General features: G+C 38.7%; 17 protein-coding genes. 10 read left to right on the top strand and 7 right to left on the bottom strand.

Annotated elements, in window-relative coordinates; all coding sequences use genetic code 11:
* The first annotated feature begins 26 nt into the window (after positions 1-26).
* On the top strand, positions 27-1,241 hold the full coding sequence (locus tag MHH44_RS07475; RefSeq protein WP_014824266.1) for an NAD(P)-dependent malic enzyme: 1,215 nt from the start codon (positions 27-29) through the stop codon (positions 1,239-1,241).
* A 103-nt stretch (positions 1,242-1,344) separates the two neighbouring features.
* On the opposite strand, the gene pepF is transcribed toward MHH44_RS07475, so the two are convergent.
* Entirely contained in the window at positions 1,345-3,150 is a 1,806-nt protein-coding gene (pepF, locus tag MHH44_RS07480; protein WP_340734901.1) for an oligoendopeptidase F, read from the bottom strand.
* Positions 3,151-3,305: 155 nt separating this feature from the next.
* Between pepF and MHH44_RS07485 the strand changes: the two genes are divergently transcribed.
* Together MHH44_RS07485 and MHH44_RS07490 are read left to right on the top strand one after the other, a co-directional pair.
* Entirely contained in the window at positions 3,306-4,166 is an 861-nt protein-coding gene (locus tag MHH44_RS07485) for a patatin-like phospholipase family protein (protein ID WP_008404800.1), read from the top strand.
* A 172-nt stretch (positions 4,167-4,338) separates the two neighbouring features.
* A complete protein-coding gene (locus tag MHH44_RS07490; protein WP_008404798.1) occupies positions 4,339-5,478 on the top strand; it encodes a cation:proton antiporter in 1,140 nt (379 codons plus the stop codon).
* Positions 5,479-5,608: 130 nt separating this feature from the next.
* Here the strand turns inward: MHH44_RS07490 and MHH44_RS07495 are convergent, their stop codons facing one another.
* The 4 genes from MHH44_RS07495 to MHH44_RS07510 all read right to left on the bottom strand — a co-directional run bounded on the left by MHH44_RS07495 (position 5,609) and on the right by MHH44_RS07510 (position 9,030).
* Positions 5,609-6,322, bottom strand: a complete 714-nt coding sequence (locus MHH44_RS07495) for a DUF2812 domain-containing protein (protein ID WP_340798184.1) — start codon at positions 6,320-6,322, stop codon at positions 5,609-5,611.
* Entirely contained in the window at positions 6,319-6,633 is a 315-nt protein-coding gene (locus MHH44_RS07500) for a PadR family transcriptional regulator (protein ID WP_014824262.1), read from the bottom strand. Before MHH44_RS07500 ends, MHH44_RS07495 begins: the two co-directional genes overlap by 4 nt.
* 160 nt (positions 6,634-6,793) lie before the next feature.
* Complete coding sequence (gene nhaC, locus MHH44_RS07505) at positions 6,794-8,176, bottom strand: Na+/H+ antiporter NhaC (RefSeq protein ID WP_340798185.1); 1,383 nt, start codon at positions 8,174-8,176, stop codon at positions 6,794-6,796.
* 167 nt (positions 8,177-8,343) lie between these two features.
* Positions 8,344-9,030: a phosphoribosylaminoimidazolesuccinocarboxamide synthase gene (locus MHH44_RS07510; RefSeq protein ID WP_014824260.1), complete on the bottom strand. Its 687-nt coding sequence runs from the start codon at positions 9,028-9,030 to the stop codon at positions 8,344-8,346.
* Between the two features lie 176 nt (positions 9,031-9,206).
* On the opposite strand from MHH44_RS07510, the gene MHH44_RS07515 reads away from it, so the two are divergent.
* From MHH44_RS07515 to MHH44_RS07525, 3 genes are all read left to right on the top strand, one after another.
* On the top strand, positions 9,207-9,629 hold the full coding sequence (locus MHH44_RS07515) for a universal stress protein (protein ID WP_008404789.1): 423 nt from the start codon (positions 9,207-9,209) through the stop codon (positions 9,627-9,629).
* Between the two features lie 75 nt (positions 9,630-9,704).
* Positions 9,705-10,268 (top strand): helix-turn-helix domain-containing protein, encoded by a 564-nt coding sequence (locus MHH44_RS07520; protein WP_340797817.1) that lies wholly within the window; start codon positions 9,705-9,707, stop codon positions 10,266-10,268.
* A complete protein-coding gene (locus MHH44_RS07525; RefSeq protein ID WP_340799483.1) occupies positions 10,232-11,095 on the top strand; it encodes an IS3 family transposase in 864 nt (287 codons plus the stop codon). Before MHH44_RS07520 ends, MHH44_RS07525 begins: the two co-directional genes overlap by 37 nt.
* 64 nt (positions 11,096-11,159) lie before the next feature.
* On the opposite strand, the gene gdhA is transcribed toward MHH44_RS07525, so the two are convergent.
* Positions 11,160-12,527, bottom strand: a complete 1,368-nt coding sequence (gdhA, locus tag MHH44_RS07530; RefSeq protein WP_340798186.1) for an NADP-specific glutamate dehydrogenase — start codon at positions 12,525-12,527, stop codon at positions 11,160-11,162.
* A gap of 171 nt (positions 12,528-12,698) precedes the next feature.
* Here gdhA and MHH44_RS07535 point away from each other — a divergent pair, with 171 nt between their 5' ends.
* Genes MHH44_RS07535 through MHH44_RS07545 form a run of 3 tightly spaced genes read left to right on the top strand, consistent with a single transcriptional unit; the run spans position 12,699 to position 14,851 of the window.
* Positions 12,699-13,157, top strand: coding sequence for a YaiI/YqxD family protein (locus tag MHH44_RS07535; RefSeq protein ID WP_039966605.1), 459 nt, complete (start codon positions 12,699-12,701; stop codon positions 13,155-13,157).
* Positions 13,158-14,486, top strand: coding sequence for a D-serine ammonia-lyase (locus MHH44_RS07540; RefSeq protein WP_340798187.1), 1,329 nt, complete (start codon positions 13,158-13,160; stop codon positions 14,484-14,486). It begins immediately after the preceding gene.
* Between the two features lie 14 nt (positions 14,487-14,500).
* Positions 14,501-14,851 carry a DUF4181 domain-containing protein gene (locus MHH44_RS07545; protein ID WP_008404785.1) on the top strand — a complete coding sequence of 117 codons (351 nt, stop codon included), beginning with the start codon at positions 14,501-14,503 and terminating at the stop codon, positions 14,849-14,851.
* A 42-nt stretch (positions 14,852-14,893) separates the two neighbouring features.
* Here the strand turns inward: MHH44_RS07545 and MHH44_RS07550 are convergent, their stop codons facing one another.
* Positions 14,894-15,715: a squalene/phytoene synthase family protein gene (locus MHH44_RS07550; protein ID WP_340798188.1), complete on the bottom strand. Its 822-nt coding sequence runs from the start codon at positions 15,713-15,715 to the stop codon at positions 14,894-14,896.
* A 320-nt stretch (positions 15,716-16,035) separates the two neighbouring features.
* Between MHH44_RS07550 and MHH44_RS07555 the strand changes: the two genes are divergently transcribed.
* Positions 16,036-16,167, top strand: coding sequence for an RAxF-45 family protein (locus tag MHH44_RS07555; RefSeq protein ID WP_008404783.1), 132 nt, complete (start codon positions 16,036-16,038; stop codon positions 16,165-16,167).
* Positions 16,168-16,253: the final 86 nt, after the last annotated feature.

Genomic DNA, 16,253 nt, shown 5'->3' on the forward strand with positions numbered 1-16,253 from the left:
TCAAAAATTAGAAGGGGATGGTAATTATGGATTTAATGAAAAAGTCGCTTGAAATGCACGAACATTTTGGAGGGAAAATGGAAATTCGTGCAAAAGTTCCGGTTCAGGATAAATATGATTTGAGTTTAGCTTATTCACCGGGTGTCGCCGCCCCTTGTCTTGCAATTGAGCAGAATCCTTCAACGGTGTATGACTATACGATGAAAGGAAATTTAGTAGCGGTTATTACAGACGGAACCGCGGTTTTAGGATTAGGGGATATTGGACCGGAAGCTGCCTTACCGGTAATGGAAGGGAAGGCGTTATTATTAAAGCGCTTTGCAAATGTTGATGCGGTGCCGGTATGCTTAAATACTAAAAACGTAGACGAGATTGTCAATATTGTAAAAGCGATTTCACCGACATATGGTGCGATCAACTTGGAGGATATTTCAGCACCACGCTGTTTTGAAATTGAAGACCGACTGCGTGCTGAATGTTCAATTCCTGTATTTCATGATGACCAGCACGGAACAGCAATTGTCGTAGGGGCAGGTTTAATTAATGCGGTGAAACTTGTGAAAAAAGACGTCGCGAAATTAAAGGTTGTCATAAACGGAGCTGGAGCTGCAGGTATTGCGATTCTCCGTATCCTAATTCAGATGGGTTATACAAATGTCGTAATGTGTGACACGAAGGGCATTATTTATGAAGGCCGTCCTGAAGGTATGAATCCGGTGAAAGAACAGGTCGCTAATTTATCGAATCCGGATCAATTACGCGGCACTTTAGATGATGCATTAATAGGGGCAGATGTTTTTATCGGGGTTTCGGCAGCAAATATTTTAACGGAAAAGCATATTAAATCGATGGCTATAGATCCAATTGTCTTTGCATTGGCAAATCCGGATCCTGAAATAACGCCGGAAAATGCGAAAAAGTGGGGCGTGAAAATTATCGGTACCGGCCGTTCTGACCATGCTAACCAAGTGAATAATATGTTAGCTTTCCCTGGTATTTTCCGTGGTGCATTGGATGTAAGAGCAACGGATATAAATGAATCGATGAAGCTGGCGGCAGTTGAGGCTATTGCTTCGCTTGTAACAGACGAAGAGCTGAATGAAGATTTCATTATCCCAAGTTCGATGGACGAACGGGTTGCAGGAGTAGTTGCGAAAGCGGTTGGATCAGCTGCAATCGAATCAGGGGTATCTGAATTGTTCCAGCAAGAGGATTTTATCAACACTTCGGTAGCCATCTAAAAAGGATGTGCTTGAAAGTAAATTCAGCACACCCTGCAATCTAATATAGTGAGGACGAACAATCAGTGGGATGTAGATAATCTCCACTGATTGTAGGATCACGCTAAACTGTTTGAAGCTCAGAAGTCAGTTGCTCCAATTGCGTAATTAAATCACCGATAAATGCGATTGTGTCACGTAATGGCTGTTCAGTCGTAATATCGACACCGGCCATTTGAGCAAGTTCAACAGGTGTTTTCGTGCCACCTGCTTTTAATACATCGATCCACTGTTCAACTGCTGCTTCGTCACCGTTTAAAATCCGTTGTGAAACTTGAGTTGAAATAGTTAAACCTGCAGAGTACGTATATGGATATAAGCCCATATAGTAATGTGGCTGACGCATCCATGTCAATTCTGCGCCTTCAGTTACTTCAACTGTATCTCCCCAGAACTGCTCAAGCACCTCACGTTTTAATTCATTTAGTTTAGGTGCATTGACGCTTCCTCCAGCATCGATAATTTCATATACTTTGCGTTGGTAAGCTGCTTCAAGTAAATGTGTCACGAAATTATGGTAGTACGTACGGCTAATAATTGTTGAAATGACCCAACGTTTAAAGCGCGCATCAGTTGAATTTTTTAATAGGTGGTTTGCCATAAGCATTTCATTCATTGTTGATGGAGCTTCGATGAAATAAAGTGATGGTCTTGCATTAAAAATGTTTTGCTCTTCATTTGCCAAATAGAAATGACCGGCATGACCAAGTTCATGGGCTAAAACGAATACTTCATTCATTCGGCTTGTCCAAGAAATCAATACATACGGGTGTACACCATATGGGCTTGAACAGAATGCACCAGTTGATTTTCCGGCATTTTGTGCAAAATCGATCCAACGCTCATCAAAAGAACGATCGATCATATTCGTATAATGCTCGCCCATAATAGATAACCCGTCTTTCATATATTGACGAGATTCTTCCACCGTAATTTTCGGCTCATATGATGGGTCCAATGAAATTTTAAGATCCGCAAATGTCATTTTATCCAACTGATGTGTTTTTTGCAGAAGTTTAGCATAGCGACGCATATGTGGTGCTAGCTCATTCATAATTAAATCGATTTGACGGTTATACATCGAGCGGTCCACTTGCTGTGACTGTAATAATGAATCAAAAATATTGTCGTAGCCACGAAGGTCTGCATCCGTTTTTTCAATCGTCAAGTGTGAATTATATGTTTTGGCAGTCGTATGCTGATAGTCACGCAGTTTTTTTGAAAAGGCTTCAAATGCAGCGCGACGTTTATCCGTGTCTGTTTCAAGCTCCCAATCGCCTTCAAACAAGTTGTAGCTAAGCGGGAATGATTCACCATCTACTTCAAAATTCGGGAACTGCATATCGACTAATTTTGTTGTATTGTAAAGCTCATATGGCGCGTCAAATGTTGCACCGAATGCAGCTAGAGCTTTTTCCGCTTCGGGATGTAATTGATGCGGCTTTTGTACTAATAATTTATTAATAAAGTTAGCGTATTTCGGTTTTGTATTTTGTGCTTCTTTTAAAACGGCTTCGTCCAAGGCTAGCAAATCACTTTTTACAAATGATAGCTTGGTTGCAAGTTTTGCAGCGAAAGAACCGAAGCTAGCAGCACGCATCTGATTTTCGGTGCTCGTCTGATCAACACTATGTGAAAGACTCGCATATGTCCCAATGACCACCATCTTCTCCTGAATTTTTTCCGTTGCCTCAATTGCCTTAATCGCACCTTGTACATCTGTAATTGTCCCTGCGAGTTCAGCAGCAGTTTCCTCTACAAGTTGCCCTAACTCTTCGATTGCCGCTGTGTAGGCCTGTTCTGTAGCAAATAAATCTTCCAAATTCCAAGTTTCTTCAACCGGTACATCACTACGTTTCAACATTGACATAAGTAGCCTCCTAATATTACGATATTCGAAATAAATAATACCATATTTCTGAATATTTAGGAAGTAGCGAAAATTTGATTAAGAAATATTTTTTATATTATTTAAGGCATATAGTAAAATAGAGGAAAGATGGAAATAGGGGAAAGAGTGTGACGATGATGCATGAAATAAAGGATTGTAGTTTAATACTTGAAGGCGGTACATTTCGAACAGTTTTCACAGCAGGAGTTTTAGATGCTCTAATGGAGGAACAAATAAAGATGCCGTATATTGCAGCGATTTCAGCGGGTGCCATTAACGCGGTGTCCTATATGTCAAATCAGCCTGAACGGACAATGCGTGTGTTAACGACGTATCGCAATGATCCACGCTATATGGGAGCGCGAAATTTCTTAAAAGAAAAAAGTCTTTTTGGATTGGATTTTGCCTATAATATTGTGCCGAATCAGCTTGATTTATTTGATTGGGATGCTTATTACAACTACCCGGGTGAGGTGGAGTTCGGATTAACGAATGCATATACCGGAAAGGTAGAGTATAAAAGTGCGCATAGTATGACAAAAACATGTGATATACTTCAGGCAACATGTGCGATTCCAATACTTTTTCCCGAGATTAAAATTGACAATGTTCCGTATTATGATGGGGGACTATCCGATTCGATTCCAATTAAACGTGCCATCGAAAAAGGATATAACAAGCATTTGCTAATTTTGACGAGGGAACCTGGCTATATAAAAAGTGCCTCGAAAACGAATCAGTGGGCAACGAAGCTTTTCCAAAAACGTTACCCAAGACTCGCGGCTGCAATGAGACATCGTGCGGATATGTATAATGAAACAATGCAATATATCGCTCAAAAAGAGACGGATCAGGAAGCATTCATTTTTAAGCCGGACCGCCCAATCAAAAGCTTTGAAAGCAAAGTCGATCAAATGAAAGCCAATTATGCGGTGGGCTATGAACAGGCACAAAAACAAATGCCTGAATTAAAGATGTTTTTGGGGATTGGATAAGGTAGAAATAAGAATACTAGCATAGTTTAATATAGAATATACTTGCAATAGCGAGGGTAATTATATTAAAATAAAGCTAAGAACATTAAATTAAATAATAAGTGCAAGACAAGGTGGAGCCATAGTCAACTATGGCACCGCCTTGTCTTTTTTGCATTGAAAGGGGAAATTTATGTTTATTTTACAAATTGCGTTAGTTTTATTTGCTACGAAGCTCGCTGGAAATCTTGCTGCAAGAATTGGGCAACCATCTGTACTGGGGAAAATAATTGTTGGTATTATTCTTGGTCCAGCCCTTCTTGGTTGGGTTCATGATACTGAACTGTTGACCGTATTTAGTCAAATAGGTGTTTTACTTTTAATGTTTTTAGCTGGTCTTGAAACGGATCTTCAGGAAATGAATAGAAACAAAAAAGCGGCGATTTATGTTGCTTTAGGTGGTATTATCCTGCCGATTATTTTAGGTTATGCAGGTTCACAGTATTACGGAATGTCTGTAGGAGAATCCATTTTTATTGGTTTATTACTTTCTGCTACATCTGTCAGTATTTCGGTACAGGCATTAAGAGAGCTTGGCTGGCTGAATAGTAAAGAAGGGTCAACATTACTCGGTGCGGCCGTATTGGATGATATTGTAGTCGTTATTTTAATCGCAATTGCGATGAGTTTCTTTGCCGGTTCTGATACAAATATCGGTGTATTGATCGGTAAGAAAGTATTATTCTTCGCCATCTTGATTGTGCTTGCAAAATGGTTTATCCCACACTTCATTAGAATATTTAAGAAATTTAAAGTTACAGAATCGATATTAAGCGCTGGCCTGATTATTTGTTTTGGCTTGTCATATTTTGCAGAATTCCTAGGTATAGCAGGTATTATTGGTGCTTTCTTTGCGGGGATTGCGATTGCACAAACAGAATTTAAAAATGAAATTGAGCATAAGGTTGAGCCGATTGCATACGGGATTTTTGTTCCATTCTTCTTTGTCAGTATCGGGTTAGCCGTTTCATTCGATGGAATTGGCGATCAAATCGGGTTTATCGTCGTGTTTTCCATTATAGCAGTCGTATCGAAATTTATCGGCTCTGGATTAGGTGCAAAATTAGCCGGATTCAATACGAAATCATCGATGGGTGTTGGTGCTGGAATGGTTTCGCGAGGCGAAGTTGCACTAATATTGGCTGCAATGGGACTTGAAGGTGGCTTGCTGCCGGCTAATTACTATACGTCCATTATAATTGTAATTATCGTAACAACAATTGTGACACCACCTCTTTTAAAGGCAATTTTCGGGAAGCGAATTGCAGTTTAGTTTGTAGCATGCTGAAAACTTAGGGAAAAATGAAAAGCAGCAATTTTCTTTTGAGAAAATTGCTGCTTTTCTACTCTGGGGAGCTTTATTCACTGGATTCTAGTTCTGTCTCAACCGATTCCTTAATATATTATGCTTTCCTGACTTTAATCAGATGATAAAGAGACATTAATAAGGAAATAAACGCTACAAAGACGGTTGCACCAATGACAGCAGCAGCTACAATCTGTACTGCTTTTAAGTCCGATTGTAACAATGCAAAAATCGCAATTAATACTGCGATAGCAGGGATCAACTTCCTAGCTATAACGAAACCGTTTTTGTTTTCTGCTTTCCATTGATTCCCGAATGCAGTCAGTGCAGTCCAGAGTAAAGGGATCGTAATTACGGTAATTAGAAGAGCTAATATAAAGGAAATTGTGTGAATGATGCCAAACGCTTGTTGTGTAATCATCCAAGAAATGATTGTACTTGGAACAAGTATCAACGAAGCAAGTTGTAATGGTTTTACTTGGTTTTTATACTTCTCAATCGTTGTATCACGGTCTGTGTAAATCGGCTTCGTGTTGGGAGCAGCACGAAATAAATGGATATCACCTGCAGAATCCACAAGTGACCAGCCTGCATCTTTGAAAAGTTCAAAGTATTCTTCATCCGTATTTTCCAGTGTTCGATAATCTATACTGTATACATAATCAGCACATTCACCTTTTTCAAGTGTGTAGCCTAAAAATGAAAAACTTCGGACATGCCAACCTTCAAGCGAAAGTTTATGCAATTTTTCCAAATCCTTTTGCTCAGAAAATGCTAATCCACCAGACATCATATACTTCGTTTTTGTCATACTTCATCCTCCATTCCTCTTTCAGCTAACTGAATCATCAGCTTTCTAATTGTTAACTCCTCTTTTAAAACGGTTTTGCCTTTTTGCGTCAGTAAATACACTTTACGCCTTGAATCCGTATCGTCGTATAAATAAATCCAATCATTTTGTAAAAGTTTTTTTATAATCGTGTACATTGAAGCTGGACCGATTGAAATATTCCCTTTTGATGTTTCTTCAATTAAATTCATAATCGCGTATCCGTGTTGGGGCGTTGTTAATGCGGCCATAATATGAAACATTGAATCGGTCAATTGCTCATTGTTTTTCACTATGTCACCTCCCGATATATCATAAAGTGATATATATGTCTGAAAACAATATATCACTTTATGATATATATGTAAACAGAATTATCGATTAATTTGATGGGGGAGTGGGAATGCGGGAAAATAAAAAGCCTGCTCGTTCTATAACGGAGCAGGCGATCTTTTAATTATTGCTGATTTTCGTAATCGTAATATTCAACCAGCCAAACAAAATCGTAATGACTGGACTTAACAGGCAAAAGAATGCGAACGGTAAATAGTCGATGACAGAAATATTCAATGTAGAAGCAATGAACAGACCGCACACGCTCCATGGAACGAGCGGATTGATGACAGTACCTGCATCCTCAATTGTACGGGCTAAATTTTTCGGATGAAGCTGAACGGCTTTGAATTTTTCCTTAAATGCTTCACCTGTTAATAACAGCGATAAATACTGTTCACCGATTGTAACGTTAATTCCGATTGCTGTAAAAGCTGTTCCCGTAATAACAGATCCGACCGATTTCAACTGGTTTTGAAGCGCCTGCAGCAATGTTTGGATAATACCAAGCGTAAATAGCAGTCCGCCCATAGAAAGGGACAGCACAATCAAAATAATCGTAAACAGCATACTGTTCATTCCGCCTCGAGTCAGTAATGAATCAATTGCGTCGACTCCTGTTTCCATTGAATAGCCGTTATATAAAATTGCAAACAGTTCGCTTAACGGGATCGTGCTGTGGAAGTAAGATAACACAATACCGGAAATAGCACTTATCGCTAATGTAGCAAGGCTTGGTAATTTAAAGATCGTGCACACAATAAGAACGACAAGCGGAATGATTGCATACCAGTGAATTAGATTTGTTGCAAGCAGTGTTTCTTTAAAGCTTGTAATAAGCTCTGTGTCCATATGCTGGCTTTTGGGAGAAATCCAGGCATATACGATGAGCGAAATAATAAATGCCGGAATGGTCGTGAACATCATATTTCTAATATGCATAAACAAGTCAATACCGGCAACAGTCGCCGCCAAGTTCGTCGTATCGGACAACGGTGACATTTTATCCCCGAAAAATGCTCCGGAAACAATCGCTCCTGCAGTAATCGCAAGCGAAGCATCTATAGAACTTGCAACTCCTAGCATTGCAACACCAACTGTTGCAACGGTAGTAAGCGAACTGCCGATTGCTGTGCCGATAATGCTTGTAATAAGGAAGACAACTGCATAAAAAAAGCTCGCAGTAATGATTGAAAGACCTATATACAATAGTGTAGGAATTGTCCCGCTTATTAACCAACTGCTGATTAAAACACCGATCAACAGAAAAATATAAACTGCGCCTATACTTGTTGAAACAGAAGCAATCATACTTTGCTCCATGATTCGGTACGGTACTTTTCGCAGAACACCATACATGATCAGTATAATAATGGCTATGAAAATCGGAATATGCGGGACACTGCCGAGTTTCATAATGCTATAAGAGATGAGTGCAATAATAAATAAAATTAAAATAAGTGCTTCAAAAAAATGTGGTTTTACATGTTGTTTTGCATTCATGATGATTAGACCTCGCTATGTAGTTTCGCGCTTCAACGCGTTGAAGTACAAAAGTAAGTGTAGCATTTTATATAGAAAAAGGGAAGGGGGTAAAAATAAAAGGAACATACCGGATAGTCCGGAATGTCCCTCTAGCGCTTGATGAAAAGTATTAAAAATATTTGAAATTATTCAGCAAGCATAATCTTTTCTAATTGTAATGGTTCAATATATGTATCACCTTGATATGCACGCATATTACCGCCTGAAATTTCATCGATCAGTAAAATTTCACCTGTTTTTGCATCTCGGCCAAATTCCAATTTAATATCATAAAGTGTTAATCCTTTTTTCTCTAACTCAGCCGCAACAAATTTTGAAATTTCGATTGTGCGTTGTTTCAAAATTGTATATTCGTCATGAGTTAAAATACCAAGCATTGCGAGTGCATCCTCTGAAATAGGAGGATCGAGTCGTTCATCGTCTTTAATTGTTACTTCTACAAATGAATCCAAATCCTGACCTTCTGTTGCATAAGCACCATAGCGGCGTAAAAAAGAACCGACTGCTTTAAATCGGCAAATAACTTCCAAACCTTTTCCGAAAACAGTTGCTGGTTTAACCGTCATTGTCGCTTCATCAAAATTTGCCTCTACGTAATGTGTCGGTACATTTAATTGATTTAATTTAGAGTAAAAGAAGGAAGTAAGTTTTAACCCGGCAAGCCCGGCACCATCAATTGTTAAACCGACTGTATTTGCACCTGGATCAAAAACACCATTTTCTCCAGTTACATCATCTTTGAATTTTAATAAAAAAAGTTCATTTTCTAGTTTAAATACATCTTTTGTTTTACCTGTATAAATTAATTCCACGTGAGATACCTCCAATAGTAATTTCAGATTTATTATAACACGAATGATTTTATATTAATAACATAAAAATGTTCGTATTTTGAAGAAAGACGTCTAACCTTATGGGAAGTGTGCCCCTTTGTTTACATTGTAATGGTAACATTTGTTATACTAATTTTAGACAAGGAGTGATTTAGATGCTAAAAACGTATAAAAATATTGTTGTGGCAATAGACTTTTCGGAAAAAGCTAAAGTTGCTTTTGAGCGCGGTATGAACGTTGCTCGATTGACAGATGCCACATTGCATTTAGTAAGTGTAATTGATACACATTCTTTCGGCTCAGTGGAAGCATATGATCTAAAGTATGCAAAGGCTCTAACGGAAAAAACTCTTGATCAGTTAAAGGAATACAAGGTTATAGCAGAGCAAGCCGGCGTTAAAAATGTACAAGTATCAGTTGAAGAAGGGTCGCCGAAAGCAGTATTGACGAACTTGGCCGATACCGATTTGATTATTGTCGGAGCAACTGGTTTAAACCGTGCAGAACGCTTCCTACTCGGCTCTGTATCGGAAAATGTTGTACGCAGCGCCAAATGTGATGTTTTAGTAGTACGTTAAAAAAATAAACCCGCAATACTCGGTGCTGCACCCCAAAAGTTAGAGTTAAAAAACTAACTTTTGGGGTGTTTTTCTATGGTTAAATATAGCGAAGAATTCAAATTGATGGTGGTTAAAGACTACCTGAGTAGTTCATTAAGTTATCGAGTAACAGCTAGGAAACATGGCGTCGCTGAAGAATCTCAAGTAAGACGTTGGGTGCGTGCTTTTAAAGAATTTGGTCAAGGTAGCCTATCGATTAAGAAAAAGAAGCAGTTTTATTCTGTTCAATTTAAATTAGATATATTAAACTTTATGAAACAAACAGGTGCTTCTTATCTAGATACAGCGATTCAATTTAATATGAATAATCCAAGTTTAATCGCAAATTGGTACAGTAAATTTTTAAAAGAAGGGATAGAGGGCCTGCAAGAAAAAGCAAAGGGGCGCCCATCTATGTCTAAAAAATCAAAAACTACACAAAAGAAGCAAGAAAAAGAACTGTCACGTGAGGAACAGTTAGAGCGCGAAAATGAACTGCTTCGTTTGGAGGTTGCGTATTTAAAAAAGTTGAAGGCTTTTCGAGAGAATCCGGATGCCTTTCTCGAAAAGCACAAGCAGCGATTACCTTTGGACTCAAAGAAGAAGGATTCCGATTGATAGATATTTTAAAACGAGTGGACATTCCAGAAGCAACGTATCATTATCATATCAAACAAATGAATCAGGAAGATCCGGATAAAGCATGGAAAACATTGATTTTAGAGACGTTTGAGAAACATGAGGGTCGATATGGCTATCGCCGAATTCACGCAGAATTAAAGGCAGAAGGACACATAATCAACCATAAAAAAGTACAGCGAATCATGAATGAAATGAATTTGAAATGTGAGAAATTCGGGCGTAAATCTCGTTATAAATCTTATAAAGGAACTGTGGGTAAGGTCGCAAAGAATCGATTAAACAGACGTTTTATCACACCAAATGCCCTTCAAAAATTAGTAACAGACATAACCGAATTTAAGTGTACAGATGATGAAAAATTGTATCTAAGTCCCATCATGGATTTATTCAACGGTGAAATACTCGGTTTCAGTATGTCGAAACGCCCTACACTCGATTTCGTAATGGAGGCACTTGACCAAACACTTCCGATTATTCATGAGCAGGCGAATTATCGAACAACGATTCATTCGGATCAGGGGTGGCATTATCAACATAACAAATGGGTGAAAACATTAAAGAGAAACAAGATTTTCCAAAGCATGTCTCGTAAAGCAACATGTGCAGACAATGCGGCCATGGAGAACTTCTTTGGCATACTCAAACAAGAAATGTATTATGGGGAAGTATTGATTTCCTATGAAGCGTTACAGAAGAAAATTGTGAAGTACATCAGTTATTACAATAATGATCGAATTAAACAAAAACTGGCCGGCATGAGCCCGGTAAAATACCGAACTCATACCAGCCAATTAGCTGCATAATAAAAACTCTAACTTTAAGGGGTCACTACCCTCCTTAATCGAAGGAAATTGCGGGTTTTGTTAATTAATAAACGCCTTCTACAAGCATACCGTTTGCTACTTTAATGAAGCCGGCAATGTTTGAACCGACAACTAAATTGCCTTCATAACCGTATTTTTTCGCTGCATCCGAACTTTCTTTAAAAATTGATTTCATTATGCTATGCAGTTTTTCATCAACTTCCTGGAAAGTCCAGTAATTACGGCCGGAATTTTGAGCCATTTCAAGTGCTGATACGGCAACACCACCTGCATTTGCTGCTTTACCAGGACCAAATAATACATCGCTCGCTAAAAACTCATTGATTGCATCTAAATTCGATGGCATATTTGCACCTTCTGCAACGACTTTTACCCCATTTGCAATTAACGTACGAGCCTGATCGCCGTTAATTTCATTTTGAGTCGCACATGGAAGGGCGATATCACATGGAATTGTCCAAATACCGTCACAGCCTTCTGTATAAAGAGCATTTGGACGATAATTTACATATTCTTTAATACGCTTCCCTTCAACTTCTTTTAACTGTTTAACAATTTTTAAATTAATGCCTTCCGGATCGTAAATGTAACCTGAAGAATCTGAGCAGGCCACTACTTTCGCTCCAAAGTGCTGGGCTTTTTCAATTGCATAAATTGCTACATTTCCAGATCCTGAAACGACAACTGTTTTGTTGTTAATTGAAAGTTTTGCTTCACGAAGCATTTCTTCAACAAAGTATACTAAACCGTATCCTGTTGCTTCTGTACGTGCTAATGAACCGCCGTAGCCAGGTTTTTTACCTGTTAATACACCTGCTTCATATGCACCGCGAATTCGCTTGTATTGCCCCCATAAATAGCCGACTTCGCGTGAACCTACACCAATATCTCCGGCCGGAACATCGACATCAGGACCAACATAGCGGTATAATTCTGTCATGAATGCTTGGCAGAAGCGCATAATTTCTGCATTTGATTTACCTTTTGGATTAAAGTCGGAACCGCCTTTACCTCCGCCGATCTGTTGACCAGTTAAAGCGTTTTTGAAAATTTGTTCAAAGGCTAAAAACTTCATAATAGATTCGTTTACAGTAGGATGGAAGCGTAAACCACCTTTATATGGCCCAATAACGTTATTATATTGAACACGGTATCCGCGGTTTACTTGTACTTGGTTTTGATCATCTTGCCAAGCGACACGGAAAGAGATGATTCTGTCGGGCTCAACGATACGTTCTAAAATGTTATGTTGAATGTATTCAGGATGTTGTTCGAATACAGGAACTAGAGAAAGGAAAATTTCTTCCGCTGCTTGTAAGAATTCTAATTGATGTGCGTTCTTAGATTTTAATTTTTCAAACACTCCATCAACATATTGCTGTGCATTACTCGTTGTTGTCATTGTCGTCATGTCTATACCCCCAAATGGATTAATAAGTATACATTAGTATGAATTATCAAACAATTCAATTATATTTTATGTAACATCACTGTGTGAAATCGATGTTAAAAAAGAGAAAACGTTTTCAATTATTATATTGATATAATGATTTGGAGTTGCTTTTGGAAAGGATGATGAACTATTTTACAACTATTAATTGATGCAGATGCTTGCCCGGTTGTTGATTTAGCGCTGTTTATTTCATCTCGATATGAGATAAGACCAATCTTGTTCTGCGATACATCACATCGAATGGAACGGGAGGGTGCAAAAACAATTATTGTCGACAAGGGACCAGATTCTGTTGATTTTAAGCTCCTCAGTGTCTTAAAGAGAGGAGATATTGTCATAACAGGAGATTATGGTCTTGCTGCGATGTGTATAGCAAAAGGTGGAATTGTGATCAATCACAACGGGAAAGAACTGACGTCAGACAACATAGATCAACTGTTGGCATTTCGATTTGAAAGTGCGAAAATAAGACGTGCAGGGGGACGTACGAAAGGACCGAAAAAGCGCACGGAAGAAAATAATTTGGCTTTTGAAACAAAATTTCGACAAATTTGTGAACGTGCGATTTTTGAGAAGGAGGAATCATAAATGAATCAGCAAATCTTAAATTTAGACGCATTAAAAGCGCGCTTTCCGTTAATTGAAAAGCTGCAATCCGAACAATACGTATTTTGGGAAAATGAAAATGTAGCTAAAGATAGTCAAGTATCCGAACAAGTAACACTCGATATGATCCAGGACGCAGAAAATAGATTGAAGCGTTTTTCTTCTTATATAAAGGTCGCATTTCCAATTACGAAATTTTCAGACGGTATTATTGAATCGGAATTAAAAGAAATTGCGTCGATGAAAAAACTTATAGAAGGAAGACGCGGTTTTAATATTCCCGGAAAATTAATGCTTAAATGTGATCATGCATTACCGATCGCCGGTTCGATTAAAGCGCGTGGCGGTATATACGAGGTGTTGAGTCATGCCGAAAAGCTGGCAATCGATGCCGGTATGATAACAGAACAAGATGATTACGCAAATTTCCATAGTGAAGAATTCCGTAAATTTTTTAGTCAATATAAAGTAGCGGTCGGGTCAACGGGCAATTTAGGTCTGAGTATCGGTATTATTAGCGCAGAGCTTGGCTTCCAGGTAACGGTGCATATGTCGATAGAGGCAAAGGAATGGAAAAAAGAACTGCTGCGCGAAAAAGGAGTAGAAGTAATCGAATACGAATCTGATTACACGTCTGCCGTGGAAAACGGCCGCCAAGTAGCAGAACAGGATCCAACATGCCATTTCGTTGATGATGAAAATTCCATCGATCTGTTTTTAGGATATTCAGTAGCGGGTCTGCGCCTGAAAGAACAGCTACAGCAAGCAAAAATTACAGTCGATGCAAATCATCCGTTATTTGTTTATCTGCCTTGCGGTGTTGGCGGTGCGCCTGGAGGAATTGCCTATACTTTAAAACAAATTTACGGTGAATATATTCATATTTTCTTTGCAGAACCATTTGCATCACCATGTATGCTTTTAGGATTGATGACCGGTATGCATGACAAAATTAGTGTGAATGATATTGGATTGTCCAATCGGACGGAAGCTGACGGATTGGCGGTAGGGCGGCCTTCACGATTTGTCGGAACATTGATGGAATCCGTTATAAGCGGATGTTATACTGTGGATGACAGCTTTTTATTTAGAAGTTTAAAAGGTATGTTTGAGACGGAAAACATTTTTATGGAACCTTCAGCACATGCGGGAGTTTATGGTCCGATCGAATTAATGATGCAGGGCACTTCATACATTGAAAAGCATGGGCTTACAGATAAAATGGAAAACGCCACACATATTATATGGTCAACAGGCGGCGATTTAGTGCCTGAAGAATTACGACAGCAGTATTTACAAACAGAGATATAGAAGGGAAGTCGCTTGTGTTAATTGTAGTAGTGATCATCGCATTTTTTGGAGCAGGTTTACTCGATTTAAACTTACGTAAAAAATATAACATCCCAAAAAACGAGAAATTTATGGATCAGTATGTGGGGATTTGGCATCTCTTCTTGGAAATCTTCCTATGTTTCATGTTTTTATCGTATGTAACTATTAATCTATTTGACCAAAAAACATTATATTCTGTATTGTTTGCGTTCATTATGATTTTATTTATAGTTCGTGGATTATTGGAGTTTTGGTTAAGAAGAGAAAAGCGTCGTCATATTATTTCATTTACTTATGTAGTGCTTTGTGCAATTTGCAGTATCGCAATTGCCATTATTATGTAAGAAAGAAGTGTGTTGGGGGAGAACCCCTCAACACACTTCTTTTTAGTCTACCTGGATTTCTTCAACTGTCGCTTCAACTTCTGAGCGGGACATTTTTTCTCGTCCTTCTTTCATGGCCTGCAATGTTTTATGCGCCAATGCTAAAGGCAGTCTACAGAATAATTTAATCGAACGTTTATCTAAATCTTTCATATAAAGGTCGGCCTTTGCCAGGTTTTCCTCTGCATAAGCAAATAGTTCAGCACGCGTCCAGCCATCGGGTACGAAGCTGACACCGCGCTCATCCAAATCTTCCTGCTCATTACGTAGAATGTTTACTGCCTGTAACCCGCGACCATAGCCGATTGCCAGTTCACGGTCTGTTTTCGTGCCGGCACTCCATTCCCAAAGCTCCGAAAGCATGACACCGACTAAACCAGCCACGTAGTAGGTATAGTCGTCCAAGTCTTCTTTCGTATGCACCTGCCAATTTGCGAGCGCCCATTTTGCCATCCCTTCCGCCATCTCACTCGTCGCAGATGTGACAATAGAGAAAGCTCCTTTAGGGCAAACTTCCAGCCAGTCTGCAAGACGTAGTGTCACTTCAGGCATTTTGTCCTTTATAGGTGCCAAGGCATCAAGGTAAGCATTGTTATCGAAGACAGAGGCTTTCAATAATTCCGCTACTTTTAATAATGTTGCATTTTTCATTTCATTGGAAACATCTTCATGATCTTCAATTTCATCAATCGCTCGCATCGCTAAATAGGCCGAGGCAACCGTTAATTTTAATTCTTTATCTAAAAAAGTAATGGGGATAAAAAATGTACGGCTCGTCTCTTTTAATACGCGCATTGCATCTTTTTGTAAAGCTTTATTCGACATAAGGAAAACTTCCTCCATTCTAAATTGCATCCACTTATTATCGTAACGCAAATTTATAAAAAGGGAAAATAAAAGTTGCGGCTTTTCTTGATCGGGGGAGGAGGATAAGGCGGATATAGAACATCAGGGCTCGAAAGTGGAACAAGTAGAGAGGAAAGTAGAAAGTTTGAGTGAGAAAGTGGAATATCTCAACCAGAAAGTAGAACGAAACCGCCGAAAAGTAGAATCCCGTCCCAAAAATAAGCACTCATTTCCAGTATGTACATATTTATTGAAATATGGTAATATTAGAACAATTCAAATGGACGGAGGTGAACGGAATGAAGAAGTTGGCGATTGAGACAGGTGTAAAAGTGGATACAGCTATGTATTTTGCACGTGTCATTACTTTTAAATTTGGGTCTAACGGGATAGGTGTGTCCTTTTTTAGACAATTTAAAAATAATGCGTAGCTAATTAACTTCATTCTTTTCACCAATACTGAAAAGACTGCTCTCGTTAATGAGCAGTCTTTTTGTTTTTTAGCTGCGCCCATGGA

Origin of the sequence: Solibacillus sp. FSL K6-1126 (assembly GCF_038003445.1) — a bacterium.
In the GTDB taxonomy this organism is placed as follows: Bacteria; Bacillota; Bacilli; order Bacillales_A; family Planococcaceae; genus Solibacillus; species Solibacillus silvestris.